The organism is Flavobacterium sp. ACN6 (assembly GCF_002304005.1).
Taxonomy (GTDB): Bacteria; Bacteroidota; Bacteroidia; order Flavobacteriales; family Flavobacteriaceae; genus Flavobacterium.
Window position 1 is genome coordinate 53,630 of record NZ_MRCQ01000015.1, and the last position, 25,466, is coordinate 79,095.

General features: G+C 34.0%; 29 protein-coding genes. 6 read left to right on the forward strand and 23 right to left on the reverse strand.

Features of this window, described 5'->3' with window-relative positions; all coding sequences use genetic code 11:
- Nucleotides 1-4 precede the first annotated feature (4 nt).
- Nucleotides 5-376, reverse strand: coding sequence for a ribosome silencing factor (gene rsfS, locus BSF42_RS19120; protein ID WP_007809313.1), 372 nt, complete (start codon nucleotides 374-376; stop codon nucleotides 5-7).
- A 94-nt stretch (nucleotides 377-470) separates the two neighbouring features.
- Between rsfS and BSF42_RS19125 the strand changes: the two genes are divergently transcribed.
- Nucleotides 471-1,199, forward strand: a complete 729-nt coding sequence (locus tag BSF42_RS19125; RefSeq protein ID WP_095954710.1) for a biotin--[acetyl-CoA-carboxylase] ligase — start codon at nucleotides 471-473, stop codon at nucleotides 1,197-1,199.
- A gap of 219 nt (nucleotides 1,200-1,418) precedes the next feature.
- Here BSF42_RS19125 and BSF42_RS19130 read toward each other — a convergent pair whose 3' ends face one another.
- Complete coding sequence (locus BSF42_RS19130; RefSeq protein ID WP_095954711.1) at nucleotides 1,419-1,811, reverse strand: orotate phosphoribosyltransferase; 393 nt, start codon at nucleotides 1,809-1,811, stop codon at nucleotides 1,419-1,421.
- 311 nt (nucleotides 1,812-2,122) lie between these two features.
- A complete protein-coding gene (pyrE, locus tag BSF42_RS19135) occupies nucleotides 2,123-2,770 on the reverse strand; it encodes an orotate phosphoribosyltransferase (RefSeq protein WP_095954712.1) in 648 nt (215 codons plus the stop codon).
- 7 nt (nucleotides 2,771-2,777) lie between these two features.
- Here pyrE and BSF42_RS19140 point away from each other — a divergent pair, with 7 nt between their 5' ends.
- Nucleotides 2,778-3,431 (forward strand): NUDIX hydrolase, encoded by a 654-nt coding sequence (locus BSF42_RS19140; RefSeq protein ID WP_095954713.1) that lies wholly within the window; start codon nucleotides 2,778-2,780, stop codon nucleotides 3,429-3,431.
- A 483-nt stretch (nucleotides 3,432-3,914) separates the two neighbouring features.
- Here the strand turns inward: BSF42_RS19140 and BSF42_RS19145 are convergent, their stop codons facing one another.
- The 3 genes from BSF42_RS19145 to BSF42_RS19155 form a co-directional block, all read right to left on the reverse strand.
- A complete protein-coding gene (locus tag BSF42_RS19145) occupies nucleotides 3,915-4,364 on the reverse strand; it encodes a GNAT family N-acetyltransferase (protein ID WP_095954714.1) in 450 nt (149 codons plus the stop codon).
- A 45-nt stretch (nucleotides 4,365-4,409) separates the two neighbouring features.
- Nucleotides 4,410-4,640 (reverse strand): DUF4287 domain-containing protein, encoded by a 231-nt coding sequence (locus BSF42_RS19150; RefSeq protein WP_095954715.1) that lies wholly within the window; start codon nucleotides 4,638-4,640, stop codon nucleotides 4,410-4,412.
- A 444-nt stretch (nucleotides 4,641-5,084) separates the two neighbouring features.
- The gene (locus BSF42_RS19155; RefSeq protein ID WP_095954716.1) at nucleotides 5,085-6,812 is read right to left on the reverse strand and encodes a M14 family metallopeptidase; all 1,728 of its coding nucleotides are present in this window, start codon (nucleotides 6,810-6,812) and stop codon (nucleotides 5,085-5,087) included.
- Between the two features lie 251 nt (nucleotides 6,813-7,063).
- Here BSF42_RS19155 and BSF42_RS19160 point away from each other — a divergent pair, with 251 nt between their 5' ends.
- Both BSF42_RS19160 and BSF42_RS19165 read left to right on the forward strand, forming a co-directional pair.
- Complete coding sequence (locus BSF42_RS19160; RefSeq protein WP_095954717.1) at nucleotides 7,064-8,428, forward strand: DEAD/DEAH box helicase; 1,365 nt, start codon at nucleotides 7,064-7,066, stop codon at nucleotides 8,426-8,428.
- Between the two features lie 212 nt (nucleotides 8,429-8,640).
- The gene (locus BSF42_RS19165) at nucleotides 8,641-9,090 is read left to right on the forward strand and encodes a hypothetical protein (protein WP_095954718.1); all 450 of its coding nucleotides are present in this window, start codon (nucleotides 8,641-8,643) and stop codon (nucleotides 9,088-9,090) included.
- A 320-nt stretch (nucleotides 9,091-9,410) separates the two neighbouring features.
- On the opposite strand, the gene BSF42_RS19170 is transcribed toward BSF42_RS19165, so the two are convergent.
- The 4 genes from BSF42_RS19170 to BSF42_RS19185 form a co-directional block, all read right to left on the reverse strand.
- Complete coding sequence (locus BSF42_RS19170) at nucleotides 9,411-9,989, reverse strand: alkylphosphonate utilization protein (protein ID WP_095954719.1); 579 nt, start codon at nucleotides 9,987-9,989, stop codon at nucleotides 9,411-9,413.
- Nucleotides 9,990-10,155: 166 nt separating this feature from the next.
- Complete coding sequence (gene coaD, locus BSF42_RS19175) at nucleotides 10,156-10,614, reverse strand: pantetheine-phosphate adenylyltransferase (protein ID WP_095954720.1); 459 nt, start codon at nucleotides 10,612-10,614, stop codon at nucleotides 10,156-10,158.
- 107 nt (nucleotides 10,615-10,721) lie between these two features.
- Nucleotides 10,722-11,414 (reverse strand): YetF domain-containing protein, encoded by a 693-nt coding sequence (locus BSF42_RS19180; RefSeq protein WP_095954721.1) that lies wholly within the window; start codon nucleotides 11,412-11,414, stop codon nucleotides 10,722-10,724.
- Nucleotides 11,415-11,536: 122 nt separating this feature from the next.
- Complete coding sequence (locus tag BSF42_RS19185) at nucleotides 11,537-12,508, reverse strand: D-alanine--D-alanine ligase (RefSeq protein ID WP_095954722.1); 972 nt, start codon at nucleotides 12,506-12,508, stop codon at nucleotides 11,537-11,539.
- Nucleotides 12,509-13,055: 547 nt separating this feature from the next.
- Between BSF42_RS19185 and BSF42_RS19190 the strand changes: the two genes are divergently transcribed.
- A complete protein-coding gene (locus BSF42_RS19190; RefSeq protein WP_095954723.1) occupies nucleotides 13,056-13,673 on the forward strand; it encodes a PASTA domain-containing protein in 618 nt (205 codons plus the stop codon).
- On the forward strand, nucleotides 13,663-14,706 hold the full coding sequence (locus BSF42_RS19195; RefSeq protein ID WP_095954724.1) for an RluA family pseudouridine synthase: 1,044 nt from the start codon (nucleotides 13,663-13,665) through the stop codon (nucleotides 14,704-14,706). Before BSF42_RS19190 ends, BSF42_RS19195 begins: the two co-directional genes overlap by 11 nt.
- Before the next feature lie 169 nt (nucleotides 14,707-14,875).
- Here BSF42_RS19195 and BSF42_RS19200 read toward each other — a convergent pair whose 3' ends face one another.
- The 13 genes from BSF42_RS19200 to BSF42_RS19260 all read right to left on the reverse strand — a co-directional run bounded on the left by BSF42_RS19200 (nucleotide 14,876) and on the right by BSF42_RS19260 (nucleotide 25,102).
- On the reverse strand, nucleotides 14,876-15,487 hold the full coding sequence (locus BSF42_RS19200) for a family 16 glycoside hydrolase (protein WP_095954725.1): 612 nt from the start codon (nucleotides 15,485-15,487) through the stop codon (nucleotides 14,876-14,878).
- Between the two features lies 1 nt (nucleotide 15,488).
- Complete coding sequence (locus BSF42_RS19205) at nucleotides 15,489-16,730, reverse strand: ATP-binding cassette domain-containing protein (RefSeq protein WP_095954726.1); 1,242 nt, start codon at nucleotides 16,728-16,730, stop codon at nucleotides 15,489-15,491.
- Nucleotides 16,731-16,850: 120 nt separating this feature from the next.
- Complete coding sequence (locus BSF42_RS19210) at nucleotides 16,851-17,702, reverse strand: sulfurtransferase (RefSeq protein ID WP_095954727.1); 852 nt, start codon at nucleotides 17,700-17,702, stop codon at nucleotides 16,851-16,853.
- Nucleotides 17,703-17,784: 82 nt separating this feature from the next.
- A complete protein-coding gene (locus tag BSF42_RS19215; RefSeq protein ID WP_095954728.1) occupies nucleotides 17,785-18,174 on the reverse strand; it encodes a DUF1398 domain-containing protein in 390 nt (129 codons plus the stop codon).
- A gap of 60 nt (nucleotides 18,175-18,234) precedes the next feature.
- Nucleotides 18,235-19,224: an alpha/beta fold hydrolase gene (locus tag BSF42_RS19220; RefSeq protein ID WP_095954729.1), complete on the reverse strand. Its 990-nt coding sequence runs from the start codon at nucleotides 19,222-19,224 to the stop codon at nucleotides 18,235-18,237.
- Nucleotides 19,225-19,447: 223 nt separating this feature from the next.
- Complete coding sequence (locus tag BSF42_RS19225) at nucleotides 19,448-20,308, reverse strand: mechanosensitive ion channel family protein (RefSeq protein ID WP_095954730.1); 861 nt, start codon at nucleotides 20,306-20,308, stop codon at nucleotides 19,448-19,450.
- Between the two features lie 90 nt (nucleotides 20,309-20,398).
- Nucleotides 20,399-20,836: a thioesterase family protein gene (locus tag BSF42_RS19230; protein ID WP_095954731.1), complete on the reverse strand. Its 438-nt coding sequence runs from the start codon at nucleotides 20,834-20,836 to the stop codon at nucleotides 20,399-20,401.
- Nucleotides 20,837-20,906: 70 nt separating this feature from the next.
- On the reverse strand, nucleotides 20,907-21,281 hold the full coding sequence (locus BSF42_RS19235; RefSeq protein WP_095954732.1) for a hypothetical protein: 375 nt from the start codon (nucleotides 21,279-21,281) through the stop codon (nucleotides 20,907-20,909).
- A gap of 15 nt (nucleotides 21,282-21,296) precedes the next feature.
- Nucleotides 21,297-21,758 carry an SRPBCC family protein gene (locus tag BSF42_RS19240; RefSeq protein ID WP_095954733.1) on the reverse strand — a complete coding sequence of 154 codons (462 nt, stop codon included), beginning with the start codon at nucleotides 21,756-21,758 and terminating at the stop codon, nucleotides 21,297-21,299.
- An 85-nt stretch (nucleotides 21,759-21,843) separates the two neighbouring features.
- Nucleotides 21,844-22,311, reverse strand: a complete 468-nt coding sequence (locus BSF42_RS19245) for a hypothetical protein (protein WP_095954734.1) — start codon at nucleotides 22,309-22,311, stop codon at nucleotides 21,844-21,846.
- Between the two features lie 29 nt (nucleotides 22,312-22,340).
- On the reverse strand, nucleotides 22,341-23,003 hold the full coding sequence (locus BSF42_RS19250) for a hypothetical protein (RefSeq protein WP_095954735.1): 663 nt from the start codon (nucleotides 23,001-23,003) through the stop codon (nucleotides 22,341-22,343).
- Between the two features lie 47 nt (nucleotides 23,004-23,050).
- Nucleotides 23,051-24,325, reverse strand: a complete 1,275-nt coding sequence (locus BSF42_RS19255) for a Na+/H+ antiporter (RefSeq protein ID WP_095954736.1) — start codon at nucleotides 24,323-24,325, stop codon at nucleotides 23,051-23,053.
- 18 nt (nucleotides 24,326-24,343) lie between these two features.
- Entirely contained in the window at nucleotides 24,344-25,102 is a 759-nt protein-coding gene (locus tag BSF42_RS19260) for a hypothetical protein (RefSeq protein WP_095954737.1), read from the reverse strand.
- Nucleotides 25,103-25,466 lie beyond the last annotated feature (364 nt).

The following is a 25,466-nucleotide window of genomic DNA, read 5'->3' on the forward strand; positions in this document are numbered from 1 at the left end:
TTCTTTAGTATTTGTTCTCGATTGTAGTTATTTTGGCATCGCCCCAAAGGCTTTCGATATTGTAATATTCGCGAATATGCTTTTGGAAAACGTGTACCACAATGTGTACATAATCCATTAAAACCCATTCTGCATTATCGGTTCCTTCTACGTGCCAAGGCTTATCTTTTAAGTCTTTTGATACTGTTTTTTGAATTGAGTTTACGATGGCGTTAACTTGGGTATTCGAGCTACCGTTGCAGATTACAAAGTAATCGCATACAGCTGTATCTATTTCTCTTAAGTCAAGAATGTCGATATCATTTCCTTTTACTTCCTCTATCCCTTTTATTATGTTCGCCAGTAGAACATCATTATTAATCGTCTTTTTCGCCATGAATTATTTTATATGTGAATTTGTAAAGTTACCAAATTTTGTGATTATTTTTGAACCTTAACAAAATATTAAATTAAGTTATTTAAATTATTTAATGAAACTAATCAAACTCGATGCCATAGATTCAACAAATGATTTCCTGAAAGCATTGTCAAGTCAGGATCAGCAGGAGAATTTTACTGTGGTAACAGCTGAAAATCAGACAAAAGGCAAAGGACAAATGGGCGGAAAGTGGGAGTCTGAAGTCGGTAAAAACTTAATTATGAGTGTATTGGTAAAGGATTTTCTTTTTAATAACGAGCAGGTTTTTGATTTAAGCATCGTAGTTTCGTTAGCCGTTACAGCCGTTTTAAAATCGTTAAATATTCCTGATATATCTATAAAATGGCCAAACGACATTCTGTCATACAATAAGAAACTGGCTGGCATACTAATCGAAAACACTATAAAAAGCGATGGCAGGATCGTGTCAGTTGTCGGAATCGGAATCAATGTAAATCAAACCGATTACATCGATTTGCCAAATGCTTCTTCTCTTGCTGTCATTTCAGGCAGATTTTTCGATAAAGAAACACTTGCAATCTTAATCGTAGAAAAAATAAAAGAGAACATCCAATTATGGCAGACGTCATCAAATGATTTATGGAAAGATTATTTTGATTCTTTATTCAAAAAAGGAGTTCCAATGCCTTTTAAAAACCTAAACGATCAAAATTTCATGGGGATAATCCAAGGCGTTTCTCCAATTGGAAAACTACAGGTTTTATTAGAAGACGATTCTGTTGTAGAATTTGAAATAAAAGAGGTTAAAATGCTTTATTGAGAGGTGCAAAGGTGAAAAGGTGCATAGCGACAAAGGTGCAAAGGTTCAAAGTACAAAGCGTCAAAGGTTTTTCTGTAGAGACACACTGCAGTGTGTCTAACGCAAAGTTACCACACAGTAATTTCACTAATAAACGCAGAAAAAAATCCTCATAAAAAAAAGCCCAATCATTTAGATCAGGCTTCCATTTATAATTCACAATTAATAATTAACCATTAATTAAAGTTTATTCATATTGTTTGCCAAAGTTTCTATAAACTTACTAATTGGTCCTTTAACCATCATCGCCATCATAGCGTTGAACTCGCCCTCAAAAAATAACTGAACAGCACTTTCAGAATCAGAAATACTATCGATATTAGAAGTCAAAGTAAATGGAAGTTTATCACTTGCAGCACCCAAAACAATTTTGTTTGGAGCCACTTTGTCTTTCATTTTTAATTTGATTTCCGGCATCCCTTTCAATCCAAAAATAAAAGCGTCTTCACCAGTCACTTCAAATTTAGCGATATTATCCGGCATTAATTTTTCAAAATTCTTAACATCAGTCAATTGATCAAATAAATCTTGAGCTGATTTCTGAACAGTAACTTTTGGACTTTCTAAGTTCATATTGTTTTTTATTTTTGTTTTGTTATTTTACTGCAAATGTTTTTTTACCGCAAAGGACGCAAGGTTTTTTTTATGTTACTTTGACTTTATTTAAGTTCGCAAAGCTTAAACTTTAAATAAATTCAAAAGGAGCAAAGCGACTTTTAGAAATCTAAAATCTAAAATCTAAAATCTAAAATCTAAAATCTAAAATCTAAAATCTAAAATCTAAAATCTAAAATCTAAAATCTAAAATCTAAAATCTAAAATCTAAAATCTAAAATCTAAAATCTAAAATCTAAAATCCAATCCCGAGGTTTCGGGACTAAAATCTATTCTTCCTGTCCCCAAGTAGACGGACTTTCGTTCCATTCCAGCAGAGTCGATTGTTGCTCTTCGGTGATATATTGTTTTTGAACCGCCAAATCTAATAAGTTTTCGTAGTTGCTCAAAGTGAATAAATCAATATTAGCTTCCTTGAAATTTTCTTCTGCAACACCAAAACCGTATGTAAAAATTGCAGCCATACCTTTAATGTTTGCACCTTCGCTTCTTAAAGCTTCAACAGCCATCAAACTGCTTTTTCCGGTACTAATTAAATCTTCGACAACTACAACATTTTGGCCTTTTTGCAAAAAACCTTCAACTTGGTTTTGTCTTCCGTGTTTTTTAGGTTCTGGGCGCACGTAAACGAATGGAAGTCCCAAACTTTCGGCAACCAAAATCCCAACTCCAATGGCTCCAGTGGCAACACCAGCAATTACATCAGGTTTTCCAAATTGTTTTTCTATATTCTTTGCAAATTCATCACGAACATAATTTCTGATGCTCGGAAATGAAAGAATTAACCTATTATCGCAATAAATAGGAGATTTCCAACCAGAAGCCCATGTAAAAGGATTTTCGGGATTCAATTTAATTGCATTTATTTGCAAAAGCAATTCGGCTGTTTTTTCGGCAGTATCTTTATTAAAAATCATAGTACAAATGTATAAAGTTTTTGTAAACGACAAACCACTTTTTTTGACAAATGAAATCTCCAAAGAAACAGATTTCCAATTGTTCTTGTTGGAGAGTATTGATATAGAACATCTTATCATAAAAATTTTTCAAAATAAAATTCAAAAAGCTATTTTATATCATCCCGATGAAAGTGAAATAATGAAAACCCTAAAAGCCAAAATCCCAGTAAACAAAGCCGGCGGCGGTTTTGTGTACAACAAGAAAGGCGAGGTTTTGTTCATTTTTAGAAACGGAAAATGGGATTTACCAAAGGGCGGTATCGAAAAAGGGGAGGATATTGAAGACACCGCAATGCGCGAAGTCGAAGAAGAAACGGGTGTAGGTAAACTCAGAATCATAAATAAACTTCAAAAAACCTATCATATTTTCAAACGCAACGGAAAATACAAACTCAAAATCACGCATTGGTTCGAAATGCAGTCCGATTTTGAAGGAACTCCAAAAGGCCAGATCGAAGAAGGAATCGAAAAAGTAGCCTGGTTAAACCCAGAGCAAATCAAAGAAGCGCTAAAAAACTCTTACGAAAATATCAAATTATTGTTCGAAGAAGAAGAAATTCCAACAGAAAAAACTGTACCGCCAGTTCCATATCGATCAAGTCCAAGTTCTAATAATTAAATAGCAGGGCGTGCCACCAATACAAAAAATACCCAATCAACTTTGCGTTCATTGGGTATTTTTTTTATTGCTGTCGGGCTTTCGCTGCTACTTCGGTAGCTTAGCTCTATCCCTCACGCGAAGCTGCATTTTGAGATTAAAAATGTTTCAAGTTTCAAGTTTCAGGTTTCAGGTTTCAGGTTTCAGGTTTCAGGTTTCAGGTTTTTTCGCCGGTGAGTTGGCCAGTGAGGCTTCATTCCGTTAGGAATGTCTCGTTGGTAGCCAAAAAAAAGATTTGTGTTTATACGTTCCGTAGGAACGTTTGAATAATGTAACAGATATATTATCCGCAAAACAAGTGTCCCTACAGGACACAATACAAAACGATACAATTATTTCTACCGACGAGATATTCCTAACGGAATATTTTCTCTGCTAGCGCAAGTTCCGTTCTCATGACTTTTTTTATTTAGATTGTGTTCATTGTCTTTTCCTAAAATAAGTTTACAAATCTATTTGATAAATTCTGGATTCTTCTTCCCAAGGATGATACCCTTGCCCGATGTATTTAAAACCAATTTTTTCGTAGAATCCAATATGATCCGTGCATAGATATAGGTTTTTAAATCCAGCCTTTTTAGAATCTTCTTTAGCTTTTTCAATTAGTAATTTACTGTAATTGTTTCCTCTGTGTTTTTCATTTATAAAAATTGCGCAAACCCAAGGATATAAGTCCATTCTGCTGATAAAGTCATTTGTAATAAGTCCCGCACAGCCAATAACCTCATCATTATTTTCTAATAAATACCATTGAGGCAAAGCGTCTTTAGCTTCTATGCTATGTTTAATACAATCTTCATAAATAATTGGTGATACCTCAAACCAGCTGTTTTGAAAATACTGAATCATTTTGTCTTTATATTCAGGGTTCTCCCTTACTGAAATTATTTTCATTTTTTTTTAAAAATTATTGTGTAAAAGTTTTAATAGTCACACTTTTTATTCGCTATCTTCATTTTTTATGCCCTTAAGCAGTGCATAAATCGCCATTGAATGTCCCTGACCTAAGTCAAAATCATTTTTAAGCCAATTTACAATATCTCCGGCTTTTACATCGGTTTTTAGCTTTCCGTCTGCTGTAAAACCTTTTTGTTCTGCTAAAGTTCTAAACTCAGCGGGACCGTTTCCTGTTTTTTCTCTAATTGTTTTTAAGTATCCTTGAAATGACATAAAAAAGAAGTTAATAGTTAAGTAAGACGAAAATACAAATTAAAACAGAATTGGTTTTCAGATTTTTTATTAACGAGATATTCCTACGGAATATTCAATATTGTTATGGATGTATACTAATCAAATTAAAAGAATTCATTCCGTCGGAATGTCTGGTCGGAAGAAAAAATAATTGAATTATGCGGTTATACGTTCTGTAGGAACGTTTGATTAATGGCACATACATTTTATTTCCGTAAAAACAAGTGTCCCTACAGGACACAATGCCAAAACGATATTTTTTTTCTACCGATGAAATGTTCCTAACGGAACAACTTTGTCAAAGTTTCGAAACTTTGACAAAGTTCTACGCACAAAGCTTTGCGTTCTTATCACAAGCCAAACCCAATCAAAATCAAAAAAACTTAGCGCACTTTGCGTTAAAAAAAAAAGGCAATAATAAATCTACAAAACGCGATAAACAGGATACTGCATATGCGCCTTTTCATAATAAACAGAATGCTTATAAATCCAGTTTAACTGCGCTTCTGCATTTTTTGCAAATTCACGGTCGTTTTGTTTTTTGGTTTCGAATTCGGCTTTTAAAGATGGATTTTCTTTTAAAAGCTGTCCAGCTGTATCTTCAAAAATATACTCTGAGTAATGTTCTTTTTGTTGTAAAATAGCATCGAAAAAATTCCAGTTAAAAAACGAATCAACACCTTCTGGTTCAAAAGCTTCTACTAGATATTTTACCCCTTTTTGGTTCGTTGGAACGATGTAATCTCCTTTGGCGAAAGCCATTTTAACCATTTTAGAAGTTACCGTTGTATTTCGGTGCAAATAATGTCCTTCATAAGCAGAAGGAACGGTTTTAAAATCGGCAATTCTGTAGCTTTCAACTTCTATAATCGTATCGTTTTTAATTTGTTTAAACGAGATATTGTTATTTTTCAAAAGGTCAATAATATTCCAATAACCACGCGGAATGATATAAGCAGACGGAATAACAACATCTTTCAGCGATTTGAATTCTTTAATATACGGAACGTCTTTTTTATACGGTTTACTTCGGTCGTAATACAAACGATTTCCTGTTGTGGCGTCACTTTTCTTGTAACCCGCTTCATAACCTAAAAACGAAAAAGTAGTCGCTTTTGTGCTGTCCAGTTCCCATTTTAAAGTATACGGTTTCTTTGGCTGATATTGCTCTAGATTTTCCACTCTAAGTTCTTTGATTTTTAGATAATTGGCATCCGTATAATCCAAAGTCGTTTTCATGTATTCGTACGTCATTTTTACACGTTCGGCATATTTTTTCAGCATATGTGTTTCCACCACAAAACCAATCGTATTAAATAGGGAAGTATATCCCGTTGTATAACGCGGACTATCAACAAATTGTCCGAAACCTTTGTCTGGCGTATCCTTAAAAGAATCGACATAAGGCGTTGTTTCAATTTTCTTTTTCTGAAGATCTTTTACCAGCGCCGGCATCATTTCATTATTCAAAAAATCTCCCAAAACAGTTCCCAATTTATTGTGCTGTGTCATAATGTACGTCAGTTTGTATTGATAATCAGAACCGTTACTTACGTGATTGTCAATAAAAACATCAGCATTTATCTTTTGGAAAATTTCAACAAAACTCTTTGTATTTCTCGTATCCGATTTCATTAAATCACGATTCAGATCGTAATTTCTGGCGTTTCCTCTAAAACCATAAACTTCTGGTCCGTCCTGATTGGCTCGCGTAGTCGAATTCCTGTTTAAAGCACCGCCAATATTATAAACCGGAATACAAACTAAAACGGTATTTTTTGGCGCTTTCAGTTTTCCAATTGCCAAATCTCTGTAGAACTGCATGCTTGCATCGATTCCGTCAGGCTCGCCCGCGTGGATTCCGTTATTGACAAAAAGAACCGCTTTGGTTTTCTGAATTTTCTCAAAATCAAAATCTTTGTCTGGATTATACGTCACCATGTGTAAAGGTTCCCCAGAATCTGTCAATCCCATTTCTTTAACCTGAATCGTCGGAAAATCATCAGCCAAAAGCTTAAAATAAGCAATAGTTTCCTGGTAAGTTGCCGACTGATTCCCGTTTCCTTTCTCAAAAAATGTTTCGTATTTTTTATTGTTTTGAGCGAAAAGTGTGATGGTGAAAAGTGAAAAGAAAAGAGTAAAAAGTTTCATGGTTTTGTTTTTATTATGAATCAAATATAAGTTTTTTGTTTTAGGTTTTAAGTTCAGATACTGTGTGTTTTTTTCTCTCGTAGATTTTGCAGATTGAGCGGATTTTTTTATTTGTTAAAAATTAATCTGCAAAATCTGCGGGAAACATTTTTTGCGATTTGTATGTAAACTTGACTCGAGACTGAAAACTGCAACTGAAAACTGAATACTAAAAACTGTACACTGCCAACTATTTTCTCTACTTTTGCAAAATGAATAAAAAACACCATTCCAACAATATACTTTCCAATTTAGGGATTGAGAGCTTGAACGAAATGCAGGAAATGGCACAAGATGCTATTTTAAACGAGAACAATGTCTTATTGCTTTCTCCAACTGGATCTGGAAAAACACTGGCTTTTTTGCTGCCAATTTTAGAATTGTTACAGCCTGAAATTCTTTCGGTTCAATGTTTAATTTTAGTTCCTTCTCGCGAACTTGGACTTCAGATTGAGCAGGTTTGGAAGAAAATGGGAACGCAGTACAAAGTAAATATCTGCTACGGCGGACATTCAATTGATACAGAAATTAAGAATTTAAGCAATCCGCCTGCGGTTTTAATTGGAACGCCGGGAAGAATTGCAGATCATATTGACAAAGATACTTTTAGAACAGATAAAATTCAGACTTTGATTTTAGACGAGTTTGATAAATCGCTTCAATTGGGCTTTCACGAACAAATGTCTTTTATTATTGGAAGATTACCGAAAATAAATAAAAGAGTTTTTGTTTCAGCAACGTCAGATATTGAAATCCCGAAATATACAAGAGTTGTAAATCCGACTGTTTTAGATTTTATTCCTGAAGAAGAGGAAAAAGCAAATCTTTCGATGAAAATGGTTGTTTCGGCTTCTAAAGACAAATTGACAAGTTTATTCAATTTGATTTGTTCGTTGAAATCAGAGTCGGCGATTATATTCTGCAATCATAGAGATGCTGCAGAACGCATCAGTGATACTTTAAACGAAAAAGGAATTTATTCGGTTTATTACCACGGCGGTATGGATCAGGAGGAACGTGAACGCGCTTTAATTCAGTTTAGAAATGGAAGTGTGAGCTATTTGGTAACAACAGATTTAGCAGCCAGAGGATTGGATATTCCTGAAATGAAACACGTTATTCATTACCATCTGCCTTTGAAAGAAGACGAATTCACACATAGAAACGGGCGTACAGCACGTATGCAGGCAACGGGAACGGCTTATATTATCATTCACGAAAGTGAAAAAAAGCTCGATTATATTGATTACGAAATGAATGTTCTGGATGTTGAAGGAAAAGTTTCGCTTCCGAATCCGCCTCAATTTCAAACCATTTATATCAGCGGCGGAAAGAAAACCAAACTGAATAAATTTGATATTGTAGGCTTCTTTTCTCAAAAAGGGAAATTAGAAAAAGAAGATTTGGGTTTAATTGAAGTTAAAGATTTCGTTTCGTTTGCAGCCGTAAAATACAATAAAGTAAAAGACCTTCTTAAAAATATCAAAGACGAAAAAATGAAAGGCAAGAAATTTAAAATTGAAGTTGCCCGCAATGTCATAAAGAAGGAAGAAGAGGAGAAGAAAGGGAAATATTAGTTTTTAAAGGAACGAATTATCTCCTAAAAAGGGATTTTTTGAATTGCAATTTAAAATTGGATTATTTGAATTTATCTATTTGTATTTCAGTTGTTTAGAATTCTTTAACTAAGTTTTGTAATTTTATGTTAAAAAAATAATGATTTGATAGCTGTTTTTTCAATATTTCTATGTTTTTTTGCTACAGTAAAATTGTAAACCCCAAATTCACTATGAAAAACATTATTACCATTGCTGCTTTGTTCTTTAGCTTTGTTTCGTTTGCACAAATTAAAGTTCTTGAAACTGTTCCTGTTGAGAAATTAGGGAAAGTAAACAACAATTACATTCAAAAAATTGGAGATGAATATACTGTGTATTACACTACTATTCTAACTGATGATGATGCTTCTTCTAACCTAAGAAAATTTTCATTCAGAAATCTAAACAATGATTACACTAATCTTTATAACATTATTGTAGGTGGTTTTACTGCTACACCGTTATATGATATTAAGTTAGAATTACCTAACAATTACATCTGGTTACACTACACAAGTAATGTTGTTCCAGATAAAGCTACAGTTCAATTTATGGTTTCCAGCAAAGAGAGAGACGCTGCTACAAACAATGTTTCTGAGCCTTTAGTAAAAGATCAAATCAGTAAATTATTCCAAAAGTAATTTTTTTAAGGTTCAAAGGCTCAAAGTTTCTAAGGGACAAAGTTTTTAACCTTTATCTATAATTATAAAAAGCTGTTCTAATCGAACAGCTTTTTTTGTTTCAAGTTTAAGGTTTCAGGTTTGACATACTTTGTGTATAGTTTTGCGCAAATGCGCTAAGTTATTTTATTTATAGCTTTTAAAAGCAAAGTTCGCAAAGCTTTGTGGAATAAAACTTTGCGAACTTTACGTATACTTTGTGTGCTTTGCGATTAAAATTATACAGCATCCGAAGAAACTTTGTTCCTGTGAACCTTTGTCCCTTTGAACCTTACTAAAAGCTATATCTTCTTCACATACTGCGTTATAATCACAATCTGCTGTCCATCGACTTTTCCCTCAATATATTCAGCGTTTTCGTGGTCTAGGCGAATGTTTCTCACGGCAGTTCCTTGTTTGGCAACCATGCTAGATCCTTTTACTTTAAGATCTTTAATTAAAACAACAGAATCTCCGTGTTGTAGTACTAGGCCGTTGCTGTCACGGTGAACTAGTTTATTTTCGTCTTCTTCGCCTTCGCCCGTTGCTTTTGCCCATTCTAGAGTATCTTCGTCTAAGTACATCATATCGAGTAATTCCTGAGGCCATCCAGCAGCACGTAAACGGCTTAACATTCTCCAGGCAACAACTTGTACCGCGACATTTTCATTCCACATGCTGTCGTTAAGGCATCTCCAGTGATTTAAATCAACATTATCTGGATTTTCAATTTGGTCAATACAGGTATTACAGGCTAATACAGCTTCATCAATTCCGCCTTTTTTAGTTGGAAGAACTTGATAAACTTTAAGGTTTTCTTCGTTTCCGCAAAGTTCACATTTTGATCCGCTTCGTTTGCTTAATTCTCTTTCGATGCTCATTATTTATTGTTTGTTTTAAAAATGCGAAATTACTTATAATTTACTTCGCTTGCAAGTTTATGAATTTTTTGTCATTGCGAGGAACGAAGCAATCTCACTACTTAATTTTAGCAGAGTATTGCATAATGCGTTTGCTTCGTTCCTCGCAACAACTTGTTGCGATGTATTATTTCTTCACCCTAACAGCATCAGGAACCAGCATTTCATATTCGCCTCCATGACGCAATACATCACGAACAATACTCGAACTGATAAACGAGGTACTCGCAGCGGTTAATAAAAACACCGTTTCTATTTTTGACAGTTTTCTATTCGTGTGCGCGATAGCTTTTTCGAATTCGAAATCGGCTGGGTTACGTAAACCTCTTAGAATGAAATTTGCTTTTAATTTTTTAGCTAAATCAATTGTTAATCCTTCATAAGTGATAACGGAAACTTTAGGTTCGTCTTTGAAAGTTTCTTCGATAAAGCGTTTTCTTTCTTCTAATGAAAACATGTATTTTTTTTCGGCATTTACACCAATGGCAATTACAATTTCATCAAATAAAGGAATTCCTCTTTTGATAATGTCTTCGTGTCCTAGTGTTATCGGGTCAAATGATCCGGGAAATATGGCTTTTCGCATTTTTTTTTAAGGTTCAGAGGTTCAAAGTTGCAAAGGTTCAAAGTTTAATTAGAGGACTTGAAACTTCGGTTTTGGAATTTGGAATTTATAAAATTTGGAATTTATATTTATGTGATTCTTTTAGTATTAATTGCCGCTACCCATTCTTCTTTTTGGCAGACTTTGCATTTCGATGTTCCTACTTTTTTTTCTTCGGTGTGACCGCAAAAGGTGCAGGAGTAAATTCCGTCCGTTAGAATTTCTTTGCTTTTTTGATGAAATAGCAAGGGTAAAATGGGAAGTCCGTGTTTTACTTCTTCGTCTTCATAGAAAAAAACACTTATTTCACCGCTTGTTTCTATAAAGGCGTGCTTAACCTGTCCTAAATGTTCGATTGATTTTATGCGAAGTTCTGAGAAAAATTCGTCCTGCGCCAAAGTTTCTTTTTTGAAACTCGATACAGAGAATTTCCCATCGTTGATTAGGCATTCGGTTTTACCTTCTATAAATTCTTCGAATTTTTTACTTTTTCCCGTAAGCCAGGTTACACCGCGGTACAAAGTGATAATTACTAAGAAAACAATCGCTGCTGGCACGATTCCGACATCTTCATAAAACATAGGGTCGCCGGCGGCAGATCCAAGGGCAATAACGATTACAGTTTCGAAAATTGATAATTGTTTAACGCCTCTTTTACCAGCTAATTTTAAAGTTAGCAGTAAAATAATAAACATTACCGTTGAACGAAATATTACCTCCAGCAGAAAAATTTCTGGGAGTTCGTTAAAGAAAAGTCTATTCCATTCAAAGATTTGTTTCATTTTTTTTTAAGGTGCTAAGTTTCTGAGATTCTAAGGTACTAAGATTTGTGTGTAGAAAGTGAAATTTAAAAAAGAAAAGTGCTAAGATCTTAGAACCTTAGCACCTTAGTATCTTAGCATCTTTAAATAAGCGCTAACTCAATTGCATTTGTAAATAAATCTTCCAGAGAAATTCCAGCTGCTTTGGCTTGCTGCGGAATCAAACTTTCTGTTGTTAAACCTGGAATGGTATTCATTTCAAGCATATATGGCTCGTTGTCTACGATGATGAATTCGCTTCTTGAGAAACCTTTCATTTTTAAAACTTCGTAAGCACGTTTTGCTGTTTCTCCCACTTTTTGAGTTAACTCGTCAGAGATTCTCGCTGGTGTGATTTCTTGTGATTTTCCTTCGTATTTGGCTTCGTAATCGAAGAAATCATTGTCTGAAACGATTTCTGTTATTGGCAGCACTTTAATTTCACCTTTGTAGTTAATTACGCCGACAGAAACTTCAGTTCCATCAAGGAAACTTTCGATGATGATTTCGTTGTCTTCTTTGTACGCCACTTCAATTGCGATTGGCAGTTCGGCGGCGGTTTTTACTTTTGAAATTCCGAAGCTTGATCCTGCTTTGTTTGGTTTTACAAAACATGGTAAACCTACTTTTTTAACGATTTCGTCTGTATTAATTTCGTCTCCTTTATTCAAATAGTAAGAGATTGCCGTTTTGATTCCGTATGGTTTTAAAACCGATAATAAATCTCTTTTATTGAAAGTAAGCGCAGATTGGTAATAATCGCAAGAAGATTGCGGTAATCCGATTAATTCGAAATAAGCCTGCATTAATCCATCTTCTCCCGGAGTTCCGTGAATGGCGTTGAAAACACAGTCAAATGTAATTTTTTCTCCATTTACAGTAACTGAAAAATCATTTCTATCGATTGGGAATTCGGCATCGTTTTGGTCTACATAAACCCATTTCTCTTTAAAAATATGAATTCGGAATCCGTTGTATTTTGTTTTGTCAAGATATTGGTAGACAACGTTTCCGCTGATAAGCGAAATTTTGTATTCGCTTGAATATCCGCCCATGATGATGGCAATGTTTTTCATTTTTTTATGTTTAATCGTTTTGTTGTTTTATTGTTTAACCGTTTATTTGTTTAAACTGTTTAATCGTTTTATTTAACTGTTTAATTGTTTAGCTGTTTTGTTGTTTAATTGTTTAAACTGTTTAATCGTTTTATTGCTTATTGAACGATTTTTAATGTTTTTTGTTTTTGTTCGTTACGTTTGTCAGACTGAGCGAAGTCGAAGTCCCGTTTGCTGAATCACTTTGCGGGGACTTTGACTTCGCTCAGTCTGACAATTGAATTTCGCTTATTTTGCAATAGAACCGAAAAATGAATTTATGAAAACGAGTGGCCTAGCCCTGATGGAAGCGGCATCCTTTTTCTGGCTCCTTTAGCCGGGAAAAGATACAGCGGACAGCAGGAAACAGCTCCTTGAAATTGAAATTCTAATTTTTTAAAACTTCAAATTCCAAACTTCCTTTGTTTTCGATTATAATGGCAATCTTGCTACTTTCTTGTTTTAAACAAAATTATCATTTTTTTTGAAACGAAATAGGTTTATCTTTGCGACTAATAAAAATAAATTTATGAGTTTACGTCAGTATTTAACAAGCCGAGTTTTTTTCTTGCAATTGCTTGCTGCCGCAGCTATTATAGCGGTTATAGGTTATTTATTTATGCATTGGTTGACTTTTACAACTGATCACGGACATGAAATTGCTGTTCCGAATTTGTCTAAATTGACTGAAGAGCAGGTTGAAGCAAAATTGGATGAACTGGATTTGGATTATGTTCTTTTGGATAGTGTTGACTACAGAAGTGAATTCCCAAAATATAGCGTTGTTGAGCAGGATCCGCTGCCGGGAACGAAGGTAAAAGTAGGTCGCAAGATTTATATTAAGATTAATGCTTCAGGTTTCTCATCTGTTAAAATTCCTGATTTGATCGAGAAAACATATCGTGAGGCTGTGCCGACTTTGAAGGCTTTAGGTCTTGAACTTGGAACGATTACGTATATTCCGAATCTTGGAAAAGATATGGTTTTGGAAATGCGTTTGAAAGGAAGAAATTTAAAAGTAGGAGACCGCGTTTTGAAAGCGTCTAAAATCGATTTGGTTTTAGGTGATGGAAAAGCAAGTTATGTAGATGAAAGCCAGTCAGACAGTACTGCAGCGCCTGTAGAAACCCCAAATGATGAACAATAATATTGAAAATTTAGATCTGGAAGACGAATTATTCGAACATTTTAGATTTGAAGTCCCTAAAGGTCAGGCGCTTTTGCGTATTGACAAATATTTAATGAATTTGATTCAGAATGCTACACGAAATAAAATTCAGAACGCAGCAACTGAAGGAAACATTTTTGTAAATGATATTCCGGTAAAATCAAATTACAAGGTTAAACCTTTTGATGTGGTGACGGTTATGTTATCGCATCCGCCGTTTGAAAATCATATTCTTCCAGAGGATCTTCCGCTGAATATTGTGTATGAAGATGATGCTCTTTTATTGATTAATAAAGAGCCTGGAATGGTGGTGCACCCAGGTCACGGAAATTATACTGGAACTTTGGTAAATGCTTTGGCGCATCATTTTGATAATCTGCCAATGAACAGCAGTGAGCGCCCAGGTTTGGTACATCGAATTGATAAGGATACGTCTGGACTTTTGGTTGTGGCTAAAACGGAAGCGGCTATGACGCATTTGGCAAAGCAGTTTGAAGCTAAAACTTCTGAACGTGAGTATATTGCTCTTGTGTGGGGAAATGTTGCTGCTGAGAGCGGTACAATTGAAGGAAATCTTGCCAGACATTTGAAAGACCGAATGCAAATGGCTGTTTTTGATGATCCTGAAATTGGAAAACCTGCTATTACGCATTATAAAGTTTTGGAGCGTTTTGGTTATGTGACTTTGATTTCGTGTAAACTAGAAACAGGAAGAACTCACCAGATTCGTGCGCACATGAAGCATATTGGGCATCCGTTATTTAATGATGAACGTTACGGCGGTCATTTGATTTTGAAAGGAACGACTTTTACAAAATACAAGCAGTTTATAGAGAACTGTTTTAAAGCGTTGCCACGTCAGGCACTGCATGCGAAGACACTTGGTTTTGTTCACCCAAATACGGGAGAATTAATGCGTTTTGATACAGAACTGCCTCAAGATTTTCAGGATTGTATCGAGAAATGGCGTAACTATGTGAAGTCGCATAACACAGACGAAGAGGAGAATTAATTTGATAATTTGTCAATTAGAAAATTAGATAGTTTTACTTGAAATATAAACAAAAAAAAGCTCCTTTTTGGAGCTTTTTTTTGTTTTCAACTATTAAAATATTGAGTTAATTAAGAAAAATTAATCGCAGCACTTAATTAACTTAATATCTTAATGGTAAATATATTTTTTACAATGTTTTAATTTTGAAATCAGTTATTTTGACTTCTCCGTTTGTGATAAATCCTATTTTTCCTTTTTGGCTTAAATAGCTTTTTTCAAGTGAACATTCTACTGATGTTTTGTTGTCTATGGAAAAGTATAATTGATTGTTTAAGACTTTAATTTTAACCGAATACCATTTGTTGTTTTCTAACTTCATTGGTTTTTTGAATAAAGTGGGGCCGCCGCGTTTTTCGTATTCGTCGCTGTTTTTGTGGTAAACCCCTTTTCCTATTACAATGTTTTGGTCAATTTGATAGAGATAGGTTCTGATGTAATTTTCTTTGTCTAAATTGAGCATTACTTCAAAAAGTGATTCTTTTGTCATGTTGACTTTGAAATCTATTTCATAGTTTTTTGGAAGTTGTTTTTTAGATTCTAAAACTCCCCATTTAGACAATGAACCTGTTCCTGTAATGGTATCGTTTTTTGAAATCCATTGCTGGGACATTATTTTCCAGCTTGATTTTAGTTGAGATGATGTATTAAAAGTATATTCTTTTTTTGCTGTTGAAATTGTACTCGAACAAGAAAACAATAAGAACTGCAAAACTAGAATTAAGGATATTTTGATTTTCATTTTAATTTAATTCTGAGTGGTATTTTATTTTTCCGATTGATCCTGTTTCTGCTGGTACAAGTTCGAAAACTGAAGTAGGGGCAAGCCCTGATTCAATACGGTGTGAAACGTAAATAATACTCACGTTTGTTTCTTGTTTAATGGTATTGATTAGTTGAATCACCAGATCTACATTTTCGTCGTCTAAACCTTCGACAGGTTCATCTAAAATTAGTAAAGGCGGATGCTTTAAAACGGCGCGAACAATCAATGCCACTCTTTGCTGCCCGATAGAAAGATCTATAAAACGTTTTTTACGCAAATGGGACATTTCTATTACTTCAAGCCATTGCGTTACAATTTGTTTTTGATGTGTTGTAGGTTCCGTGTAAAGTCCGATTTGGTCAAAGAATCCGGATAAGATCATTTGTTCTAAAGTATGGCTTTTTTGAAATAAATCGGTCATAGAAGTTGCGAAGATTCCAATTTTCTTTTTGATTTCCCATACACTTTCTCCCGTTCCTTTTTTTCTTCCAAACAAAAATAAATTCTGTCCAAAACCTTTCGGATTATCGCCTGTAATCAATGATAAAATGGTGCTTTTTCCAGAACCGTTTGGACCAATTAACTGCCAGAATTCGCCTTGTTTTACTGTCCAAGAAATGTTGTTGAGGATTTTTCGTTCTTCGTAACTTACAGAAACATCGTCTAGTTTTATTAATTCACTTTCGTGAAAGTCATGTGGTTCAAGAGCTTTTGGAATTGCAGCTGTATTAAGAGTTTTAAAGTGATTTTCGATTTTTACAAATGGATGTAATTCGAAAGTATTGTCTTTAATTAAAGCTTTATTTGGAACAAACTCTAAGACATCTACAGTACGGTTTAAAAGCTGAATAATTGCGATCTCGCTCGTAAGGTCTTTTAAAGAATCGGCAAGAATTACTCGTGAAGGCTGATCTAAATGATCGAATGGATTATCAAAAATGATAAAATCGGGTTTTTGGTTAATGCAGTAGCGTAAAAACTCTTTTTTGCGTTCTCCAGAAGAAAAAGTTCTCAATTGCCTGTGTGAGCTTGGAGAAGTTTCAACGCTGTCGTATTGAAATTCTTTTTCGATGAATTTCTCAATAGAAATATCAGAAAACAAGATTCCTTTTTGGTTATTGAAAACTTCTAATTCGCCTTTTGCTTCTCCGTTTAATATGTTGTCTATAAAAGCTTTTTTATTTACCTGATTTGATAAAAGTATATCCCAATGCTGCATTGTGTATTTTGATTTGTTGTGTTATTTAAGTGTTTTTTGCCACTCCCGACAGCAATCGGAATCACATATTAGAAATGATTACTCTTTTAAAGTACTTTAATCTGTGGCAAAAAATATTTTTTATTCTGGTTTTTTCGTTGTCATCTCGCGGTTATTTCTAGACCATTCGCTCCAAGATCCTACATATAATTTCGGAATAGGGAGTCCAGCATAATCCATTGCTAATAAAGTATGGCAGGCTGTAACACCAGAACCACAATGTACGATTGTGTTTTCAGTTTCTTTATCGCCAATTACGGATTTGTATTTTAGTGCTAATTCTTCAGGAGATTTGAATAATCCATTTTCATCTAGATTTTCAGTCAGCGGAACATTTACTGCGCCTGGAATATGGCCTGCAATTAAATCCAGCGGTTCTGTGAGTCCGTCAAATCTATTTTTGTCCCGAACATCAATTACAATATTTTGATCGCTTTTTAGAGCTTTTTCAACTTCCTCTATGTTTGCTAATGGCAGTTTCCATTCTTGAACAGAATATGCTGTTTCCTGAAAGGTCTCGATTCCGGAACTTGTTGGAAAATTAATTTTCAGAGCAGCTTGAAAACCGCCATTTAAAACCTGAATTTCTTCGTGTCTAACCGCACGCATCATCCACCAGAAACGAGCGGCAAAATTAGAACCGTTTTTGTCATCGTACACTACAATATGATTCGAAGAATTAATTCCAAGAGCAGAAAGTGTTTTAGAAAATTGTGCAGGAGTTGGTAAAGGATGTCTTCCTCCATTTGCCGGATCATCTGGAATTTCGGCCAAATCACGATTTAAATCTACAAACCGAGCGCCTTTTAAGTGCTCTTTTTGATAGTTTTCAAAAGCATTGGCACCAGCTCGAGCATCAATTAAAATAATATCAGAAAGATCTAATTTAAGAAGTTCTTCTGCTGTAATTAAAGGAGAAATTTTACTGGACATTTTTTATTGTTGATAAAGCAAAACAAAAATTAAAATGGTTTATTTGAATACGCTCAAATAGATATGATGAATTACCTTTAAATTAACTTGGAATTTTTTCGATCAAAATTTCATTTTCAGCTTTATCAAAATAAGTGCAGGTCATTTCGACAATATCAACACGCCATTTTGCAATACCGCATTGTGCGCAATTTTTACAGAAAGTCATATAATCGGTTTCTCCGTGCTGGTGTTTTACTAAGAACTCTATAAAAAGTTCTTTGTTAGGAAAATCAGCAACTTTTATTTCAGGGTATTTTTCTTCTGCTGCCGCTGTGTAATTATTCAATCCGAAATAAACCACGCTTCCGTCGTGTACAAAAGTGTCGTATCCTTTTACGCCTAAAATGATTAAATCTTGTATATAATTTGGAAAATCTGCTCCGGTTTTTACTTTTGAATGAGCTTCTTTTATTTGGTCAATTGTAAACATAATTTGTATAGTTTTTAAGTTAGTCTTTTGCCGTTTAATTCGTGGCAGACAAAAAATATTTTATTTCAAAAATACGATTAATGGTTTTATAAATGAATCAAAAGATTCGATATGCGGTAAATGTCCTGTATTGGGAACTTCGACCAATTTTGCGTTCGGAATTGCCTTTTGTGTTTTCTTGCCCAGTTCCATATAATTCCCCATTGTTTTTTGAACTTCTTGAGAAACCAATGGTTTTCCTAAAGCCGTCTTGTCTCTCGTTCCGATGATTAAAAGTGTTGGACTTTTGATGTTTTTAAATTCGTATAAAACTGGCTGTGTAAAAATCATATCATATAAAAGGGCCGAATTCCAGGCTACGCGGTCGTAATTTGGAGCCGTTGTCCATCCCGCGCCAAGTTCGGCCCATTTTTGATAATCGGCATTCCATTTCCCGTCATAATAATTGGCCATTTGGTATTTTTTGATGCCTTCGTAATTTTGTTTTAATTCCGATTCGTACCACCAATCTACAGGTTTGTAAGGAACAAATAGTTTCCAGTCTTCTAAACCAATCGGATTTTCGAGCACCAGTTTTTCTGTAGTTTCAGGATATAATAAAGCAAAACGTGCAGCGAGCATTCCGCCCATAGAATGACCTAAAATGGTTGTTTTTTCAATCCCTAAATGATCTAAAAGTTTTTTGGTGTTTTCTGCTAACTGCTGAAAAGTGTATTGAAAATTATCAGGTTTTGTCGATTTTCCAAAACCAATTTGATCGGGAACAATTACGCGGAAACCTTCTTTTGTAAGTGCTTTTATGGTCGTTTCCCAATAAGCGCCATTGAAATTTTTTCCGTGAAGTAATACAATGTTTTTATTATTGTAATTATCTGGTTTAATATCCATATAAGCCATTTTAAGCGCTTGACGCTGATTGCTCAGCTCTAGAAAGCTTACAGGAAAAGGATATTCGTAATTCGTTAAATTAATATCTAATTGCTTGATTTTCTGTTCTTGTGCTAAACAAAAAACGGGCAATAAAAGTATAAGGAGTTTTAAGGTTTTCATTTAAAAGCGACTTTTTTATTAAGGATTATAAAATTACCGCTATGCATTTTTAAAACCAAAAAATCCTCTCTTAAAGTTATTACAAAAAAGCGATTGAGTTAAAAATTAAGCCATTACAGCAATAATTTTGAGCGCAATGCTTTGAAGATATTTCTGCCAATTACAAAATAGGAAATAGGTGTAAAATTTGAATCGGAATTATTTGGGAAGGTTTCATCTCAATTTACTTTTGATCGGGAATTTTTAAATCATTTTTTAAAGTGATAACACGCTGTGGATAAGGAATGTCAATATTGTTTTGGTCAAATCTTTTCTTAATGCTTTGCAGTAAATCACAATACATTACAAATCCGTCATTAGAATTTTTTGCCCAAGCCCAAGCTTTTAAATTTACGCTGGAATCTGCCAATGCAACAACGCGTGCCACAACTATTGGGGTTTTTAGTTTCTTGGCTTCTGCTGTGCGTGTATCAATAAAAAGCGGATGTTTGGCAATTTCGTCTTTCATGATTTCTAATGCATTTTCAATATCCGAATCGTAACCAATCCCAATTTCGATTATTTTACAGCACTTAGTATCATGCATATTGGTGTTGACAATAATTTGATTGCTGATAACGGAGTTCGGAATAATAATTCGGTTATTTTCTGCATCTTTTAGAACGACTTGTCTCAAATTGATATCTTCAACAGTACCCACAAAATTGTTGATCGTGATTTTGTCATTGATTTTAAAGGGTTTAAAAATGACTAAGAAAATGCCGCTTACAATATTGCTCAAAGCCTGCTGCGAAGCTAAACCGGCAACAAGGGAAATAACTCCCGCGCCTGCTAAAAACGAATGCCCGATAATCTTGAATTCGGGAATTTGAATTAATGCAAAAGCAAATCCGAGAATGTAAATTATCGTTATGATTAAATGTTTTAAGAACTTAAATCCCGTTGCATCGTATTCTTTATTGCTTTCTTTTTTATAGAGAAAATAACGAAGCACTCTATCTGTGATTGCGCCAAGAACGATTGTTACAATTGCAATTACGGCAATGAAGAAGCCTATTCTAAAATCCTTTAAGTAATCAATCATAAATTCTGATTTTGAGAAAAAAAATCCAAAAAACAATATCTCTATAGCTGTTTTTTGGATTTTATAAAGTTAAGATAAATTAGCTTTATTTTAGAGTCCGATAAAATCCTCGCTTTTTGGAAAAATACTCAAAGCTTGAATCGCAATTTCTGGAGTTGGAGAAGCTAATTTACGCAGTTTCGTGTCCATCCAGGCGCCGTCAACCGTAATTGTTGCGCAAAGTGTATCGTCTTCTCTTCTAAATTCGTGAATGATCGACCAGCGCGAAGCATCGGCTTTCATTTTTGATGTTTTGGTATGAATGAATATTTTGTCTGAAAGTTTTAATTCTTTTCTAAAAACACATTCTTCTCTAAACAAAACAGGTCCAAAGCCTTGTGTCTGCATCACTTTTAAAGTTAAACCCAATTCTTCAAGGATTTCAATACGATGCTGTGCGCCAAAATCGTAATAAGCACTATGACGAACGTGAAAGTTTGGGTCAAGATCTGACCAGCGAAAAGAAATTTCTTTAGTAAATGAAGCCATTTTAGTATTTGTATTTTAATGATAAATCGAAATTACAAATAAAAAACAAATCAGCTGTAAGTATAAAATCTTATTTGAATGATTCTCTATATTCATTTACATGCTGAGGAAATTCTTCTTCATAAAGTGGATATGGAATTCCAATGATATTAATTTCGAATTCTTCTGAATCTATGCCTTCAATATAGCATCCAATTCCTTTAATTTCGACTTCTTTTGAATTGTAAACTTTTAAGGCTGGAATAATTTGGGTTGAAATGAATTTATCTTCCTTTGATTCGTCTGTTTTTATTGAATTCTTTTTGCAGTAATTACTAAAATAATTATAGTCTAAATCTACTTCAGTAAAATTAATTTTTCCACTTACAACTCCCATTGGAGCATCTGCTTTCTCAAGATGTGAGTTACCAATTTTCTGGTTATCTAAAAAGATATTATAGCTCATTTAAAGATCGATTTATTACAATTTCATCTGAGATAATTCTACCTCCAGCTTATCAAAATTTTCTTCATTCTTATCGACGACGTACGGTTTCAGTTTTTGACATTCCTCTTCAGTTTCAAAAAGCATTTTAAAAACAACTTTCGTCTGATTCTCAGCAACGGTTTCAAATGTGGTAAGAATTTGAAATAATGGTTTCGAATAACGTTTCCAGGCAATAAGATTCGGTTTGTCTATTTTTATGAATTCGCATTCGTTGGCATAATTTCCAACTTCGGGACCGTGCATGATAAAGCTCCATTTACCGCCTTCACAAAAATTAAATTCGGTAAAAGTATTGCTGAAACCTTTTGGACCCCACCACTTTTGCAAATGTTCGGGATCGCTCCAAGCTTTAAAAACAAGCTCTTGCGGGAAATTTAAAATTCGGGTAGTAACAATTTCAGAATTTGGTGTTGTGGAAAGAATAGCTGAAGTCATTTCTGATGTTTTTTAATTAAATAAAAAGGCAGAAGTATAAAGTTAGGATAAATTTTTATAATTGGCTGTTTATCTGTTTTATATCTTAAATGCTTTCGAGATTATCCCATTCGTACTCAATTTTGTTTACTTTCATATAATACGGAATGAGTAATAAAATTTCTAATCTTAAAGAGATATGACCATCTCCAATTGTAAAGGGAATAATGAACATTGAGGCAATACAAATTGCAATTCCAACAATGGCATCAATTTTTGCAATCATAATTGCATTTGGTTTTTCAAACCAAAGAGAATAAGCAGCAACTCCTTTTAGGAGCATAGTAGCAATTATAAAAAGGCCTGTTCCAGAATAAGCAATGTCGCTAGAAAATCCGTAAAGTGACAGATGTACGCTTGGTTCAAAAAGATTTGTAATAAGCGAACCAATGGCAGCTACAGCTAAAACCATAAAAATCCAGCAGAAAGTTTTAATCCACCACGGTAATAATTTGCGTCTAATTATTGGAGGTTTGTCAAATTCGTCAAATTGGCTTTGTAATTCTGGATTCATTGTTTTTGGTTTTAATGTTGATTTTGTGTTTAGATTACCTGTAAAAGAAGCAGCGTCATAATGATTAGCTGAATTCCTAAAATGATCCAAAAAAAGTTTCGGTTAGGCTGTGAGACGTTTTTTAAACCCGTTATAATTTTATCTTTTATAATTGCTGAAAAGCTTACATTTTCATCTGTAAAATCAATTTCGTCAAGATTTACTTTTTTTAAACCGTATAGGATTATTTTTTTGAGCCATTTGTTTTCTTTAGAATCCCTTATTTCCTGCAGTAATTTCAGTTTTAATTTAGTTTTATCTGTTCCTTGTTTTAGCAGATCGGGCTGGTTTAATTTGATTTTTTCTAGAACTTTATCGATGATTGGAAAAAGTAATGTCTCACCTTTGTCTGCTAATAATTTATGAATCGTTTTTGATATAATATATTTATTTCCAAGAGAAAACAATAAAAAGGGAACTGCAAATAAAGAAATTACGGTCAAGGTATAACCAATTGGTCGTAAAGCAAATAAGATAACTAGAACAGCAGATCCGTTTACGTGACCCATTCTGGGTGATGATTGGTAAATAATTGTAAAAAAAGAAATGACTAATATAATGGCAGATAATAATTGCCCTAGAATATTGATTTTGAAAAAACTAAATGTTGCGCTGCTAAACAGTTTGGTAACGTATTTTAAATTATCAGTCATTTAAATTGTATTTTGGTTTTAGTTAAATTATTTATTTAGGAAAACAATCAGGATTGAAGTTCTTCTGTTTTTTTAGTATTTAGTCTTCTGACAATCAATGGTAAAGTGAGTCCTTGTCCAATCAGAGTAAAGAGTACAACGGCAACAGAAATAAAGATTATGGCATTTCTTTCTGGAAACGGACTGCCGTCTTCCAGAAACCTAGGAAGTCCAATAGCGATGGCAAGAGAAACAATACCGCGCATTCCCGACCAGCCTAGAATAATACTATTATCGAAATCTAAAAGTGCATCTTCGGTAATTTTTCTTTTTCCGCCGCGATTTTTTTGAAAGGCTTTTTGGAGATTAATTTTTTGAAGAAATATTCTAACAAATCGGATTAACAATGCCACGATCGTGATAATAAAAGCGTAACCAATGTACGGCAGTATCATATCGTCATCAATATCTTTTAGGACATATCTAAAGTTAAGTCCAATAAGGATGAATATTAATCCATTTAATAAGAAGATAATAATATCCCAAAGGCTTCGCGAACTGTTTTTTAAGCTTTCGGGAAATATCTTTTTACTAAAACGGGCAATGGCTAATCCTGAAATTACAACAGCAATTACTCCAGAAACGTGAAGATGTTCGGCTATTAAATACGTTACAAAAGGCATTAAAAGCATAAAACTGATTGTGACATTTGCATTCTTTTTGACTTTGCTTAAGATAAACGAAAGAATTTTTGCCATTACAAAACCAACCAGAAAACCGCCTCCCAATAATAAAATAAATTGTAATGTCGCCTGCCAGATTATAAAAGCCGAACCCATTACGGCAGCAACTGCGAATCGATAGGCCACTAATGCGGACGCGTCGTTTATCAGACTTTCGCCTTCTAAAATGGTAATGGTTTTATGAGAAATTCCGAGACCTTTTGTAATGTTTACGGCAGCAACGGCATCTGTTGCAGAAAGAATAGCTCCGAGTACAAATGCGAGCGGCCAGGTTATATCTGGAATCATATAATGAGCTACTACGGCAATCCAAAATGTAGTAAGGAAAACCAAAGTAATGGCCAGCGTTCCTATCGTATTAATATTAGTTTTAAAATCTTTTGGAGAAATATTAAAAGAGGCATCATACAATAAAGGCGGCAGAAATAATAGAAATATAATTTCGGGATTTATTTCGATTTCTGTCATTGTTGGGATAAAGCCAATTGCTATGCCGACAATAACAAGTAGAATAGGGTATGGGAGTTTTGCTTTTTCAGCGAAGGCGGATAATCCGATAACAATGGCGAGTATAAATATGATAATGCTGTAATTTTCCATTATTGGGCGTATAATTTTTTAAGATTTATCATCTTCATTAAAGAAGTCAGTAATTGAAATACTTTCAAAAGGATGTAATTTTGTTTTTACCTTGGTAGTTTCAGATGTTGTAGGTTCATCTTCTTTCATTGTGTTGGTTTCGGTTGTTGTAATTTCTCCTTTTTCATAATCGTAAAAAAGTCCAGAACGACCACCAGCACCGCTATAATGAGTCTCCATTGTAGTAAGTATAAAGTCGCTGCCTACGAATTTGAATGTACTTAAATGAGTACCGCTTGGACCGCCGCCGTAAAGGTTTATTTGTAATTCTCCCTTTTCTATACTAATATCTTCAGTATCATAAAGTTTGTAATCGAAATCATTATATTCAATTGGCATTGCGGTATTTGAAACTTTGCCTAGACGATACGATTTATCTTCGTTTTGCAAAAGAATTAATGTTGGTCTTTTTAAAAGATTACTTTGTTTATGTTTCAATACAAAAGCAATATCTGCTAAACCATCATTGTTCAAGTCTCCTTCGGCTTCATACTGAACGTCATAAATATCAAGTTTGGGTAGGAAATCGGCAATTTTATTTCCTGTTTTAGGATAGGTAACATTGGGTTCTTCAGGAATGTTTTCTTCTGACTCTTCACTTGTTTCTTCTATGTCTTTAGAGGGAAGACTGTCTACAACTTCGGTATTTGCTGTACTATTGCTTTTATCTTTCTTGAGGCAAGATTGAATTGTACATGCGAATAGAATTGATATGGCAAGGAGAATTCGTTTTTTCATTTTAATGATTTAGAAAAATGCTAATGTAAGTAATTCATTATTTAATTAAAAATATATTCTGATTTGATAATAATGAAAAGTGTTGATGAAAATGAGTGCCCTAGCCCCGATTACTTCACTATGCTTTTATTTTAATCGGAGTTCGGTGAACTTCTTTCAAAGCGTAGCATTTTATGTCCGTCGCGACGGACATAAAAGATATAGCGTATAGCGGGAAACGGCTCGTTAATACCTTAATAATGACATGAAAAAATAAATTATGCCATGATTGTCAGGTTAAAAAAATGTCATGTTGTCAGAAGATTATTGTTGTGCCAATAGTATAACTGACAAATTACTTTGGTTTTTTATATTGGCACAAAGA

What these genes read in the sequence shown, in the direction of transcription:
- BSF42_RS19250 (WP_095954735.1), bottom strand. Translation starts at nt 23,003, where the DNA reads ATGACTGATAATTTAAAATACGTTACCAAACTGTTTAGCAGCGCAACA.
- BSF42_RS19190 (WP_095954723.1), top strand. Translation starts at nt 13,056, where the DNA reads ATGAGTTTACGTCAGTATTTAACAAGCCGAGTTTTTTTCTTGCAATTG.
- BSF42_RS19130 (WP_095954711.1), bottom strand. Translation starts at nt 1,811, where the DNA reads ATGAACTTAGAAAGTCCAAAAGTTACTGTTCAGAAATCAGCTCAAGAT.
- BSF42_RS19240 (WP_095954733.1), bottom strand. Translation starts at nt 21,758, where the DNA reads ATGACTTCAGCTATTCTTTCCACAACACCAAATTCTGAAATTGTTACT.
- BSF42_RS19245 (WP_095954734.1), bottom strand. Translation starts at nt 22,311, where the DNA reads ATGAATCCAGAATTACAAAGCCAATTTGACGAATTTGACAAACCTCCA.
- BSF42_RS19140 (WP_095954713.1), top strand. Translation starts at nt 2,778, where the DNA reads ATGTATAAAGTTTTTGTAAACGACAAACCACTTTTTTTGACAAATGAA.
- BSF42_RS19125 (WP_095954710.1), top strand. Translation starts at nt 471, where the DNA reads ATGAAACTAATCAAACTCGATGCCATAGATTCAACAAATGATTTCCTG.
- BSF42_RS19235 (WP_095954732.1), bottom strand. Translation starts at nt 21,281, where the DNA reads ATGAGCTATAATATCTTTTTAGATAACCAGAAAATTGGTAACTCACAT.
- BSF42_RS19150 (WP_095954715.1), bottom strand. Translation starts at nt 4,640, where the DNA reads ATGTCATTTCAAGGATACTTAAAAACAATTAGAGAAAAAACAGGAAAC.
- BSF42_RS19185 (WP_095954722.1), bottom strand. Translation starts at nt 12,508, where the DNA reads ATGAAAAACATTGCCATCATCATGGGCGGATATTCAAGCGAATACAAA.
- pyrE (WP_095954712.1), bottom strand. Translation starts at nt 2,770, where the DNA reads ATGATTTTTAATAAAGATACTGCCGAAAAAACAGCCGAATTGCTTTTG.
- BSF42_RS19165 (WP_095954718.1), top strand. Translation starts at nt 8,641, where the DNA reads ATGAAAAACATTATTACCATTGCTGCTTTGTTCTTTAGCTTTGTTTCG.
- BSF42_RS19260 (WP_095954737.1), bottom strand. Translation starts at nt 25,102, where the DNA reads ATGAAAAAACGAATTCTCCTTGCCATATCAATTCTATTCGCATGTACA.
- BSF42_RS19195 (WP_095954724.1), top strand. Translation starts at nt 13,663, where the DNA reads ATGAACAATAATATTGAAAATTTAGATCTGGAAGACGAATTATTCGAA.
- BSF42_RS19225 (WP_095954730.1), bottom strand. Translation starts at nt 20,308, where the DNA reads ATGATTGATTACTTAAAGGATTTTAGAATAGGCTTCTTCATTGCCGTA.
- BSF42_RS19220 (WP_095954729.1), bottom strand. Translation starts at nt 19,224, where the DNA reads ATGAAAACCTTAAAACTCCTTATACTTTTATTGCCCGTTTTTTGTTTA.
- BSF42_RS19145 (WP_095954714.1), bottom strand. Translation starts at nt 4,364, where the DNA reads ATGAAAATAATTTCAGTAAGGGAGAACCCTGAATATAAAGACAAAATG.
- BSF42_RS19160 (WP_095954717.1), top strand. Translation starts at nt 7,064, where the DNA reads ATGAATAAAAAACACCATTCCAACAATATACTTTCCAATTTAGGGATT.
- rsfS (WP_007809313.1), bottom strand. Translation starts at nt 376, where the DNA reads ATGGCGAAAAAGACGATTAATAATGATGTTCTACTGGCGAACATAATA.
- BSF42_RS19215 (WP_095954728.1), bottom strand. Translation starts at nt 18,174, where the DNA reads ATGTTTACAATTGACCAAATAAAAGAAGCTCATTCAAAAGTAAAAACC.
- BSF42_RS19155 (WP_095954716.1), bottom strand. Translation starts at nt 6,812, where the DNA reads ATGAAACTTTTTACTCTTTTCTTTTCACTTTTCACCATCACACTTTTC.
- BSF42_RS19210 (WP_095954727.1), bottom strand. Translation starts at nt 17,702, where the DNA reads ATGTCCAGTAAAATTTCTCCTTTAATTACAGCAGAAGAACTTCTTAAA.
- BSF42_RS19170 (WP_095954719.1), bottom strand. Translation starts at nt 9,989, where the DNA reads ATGAGCATCGAAAGAGAATTAAGCAAACGAAGCGGATCAAAATGTGAA.
- coaD (WP_095954720.1), bottom strand. Translation starts at nt 10,614, where the DNA reads ATGCGAAAAGCCATATTTCCCGGATCATTTGACCCGATAACACTAGGA.
- BSF42_RS19200 (WP_095954725.1), bottom strand. Translation starts at nt 15,487, where the DNA reads ATGAAAATCAAAATATCCTTAATTCTAGTTTTGCAGTTCTTATTGTTT.
- BSF42_RS19180 (WP_095954721.1), bottom strand. Translation starts at nt 11,414, where the DNA reads ATGAAACAAATCTTTGAATGGAATAGACTTTTCTTTAACGAACTCCCA.
- BSF42_RS19230 (WP_095954731.1), bottom strand. Translation starts at nt 20,836, where the DNA reads ATGGCTTCATTTACTAAAGAAATTTCTTTTCGCTGGTCAGATCTTGAC.
- BSF42_RS19205 (WP_095954726.1), bottom strand. Translation starts at nt 16,730, where the DNA reads ATGCAGCATTGGGATATACTTTTATCAAATCAGGTAAATAAAAAAGCT.
- BSF42_RS19255 (WP_095954736.1), bottom strand. Translation starts at nt 24,325, where the DNA reads ATGGAAAATTACAGCATTATCATATTTATACTCGCCATTGTTATCGGA.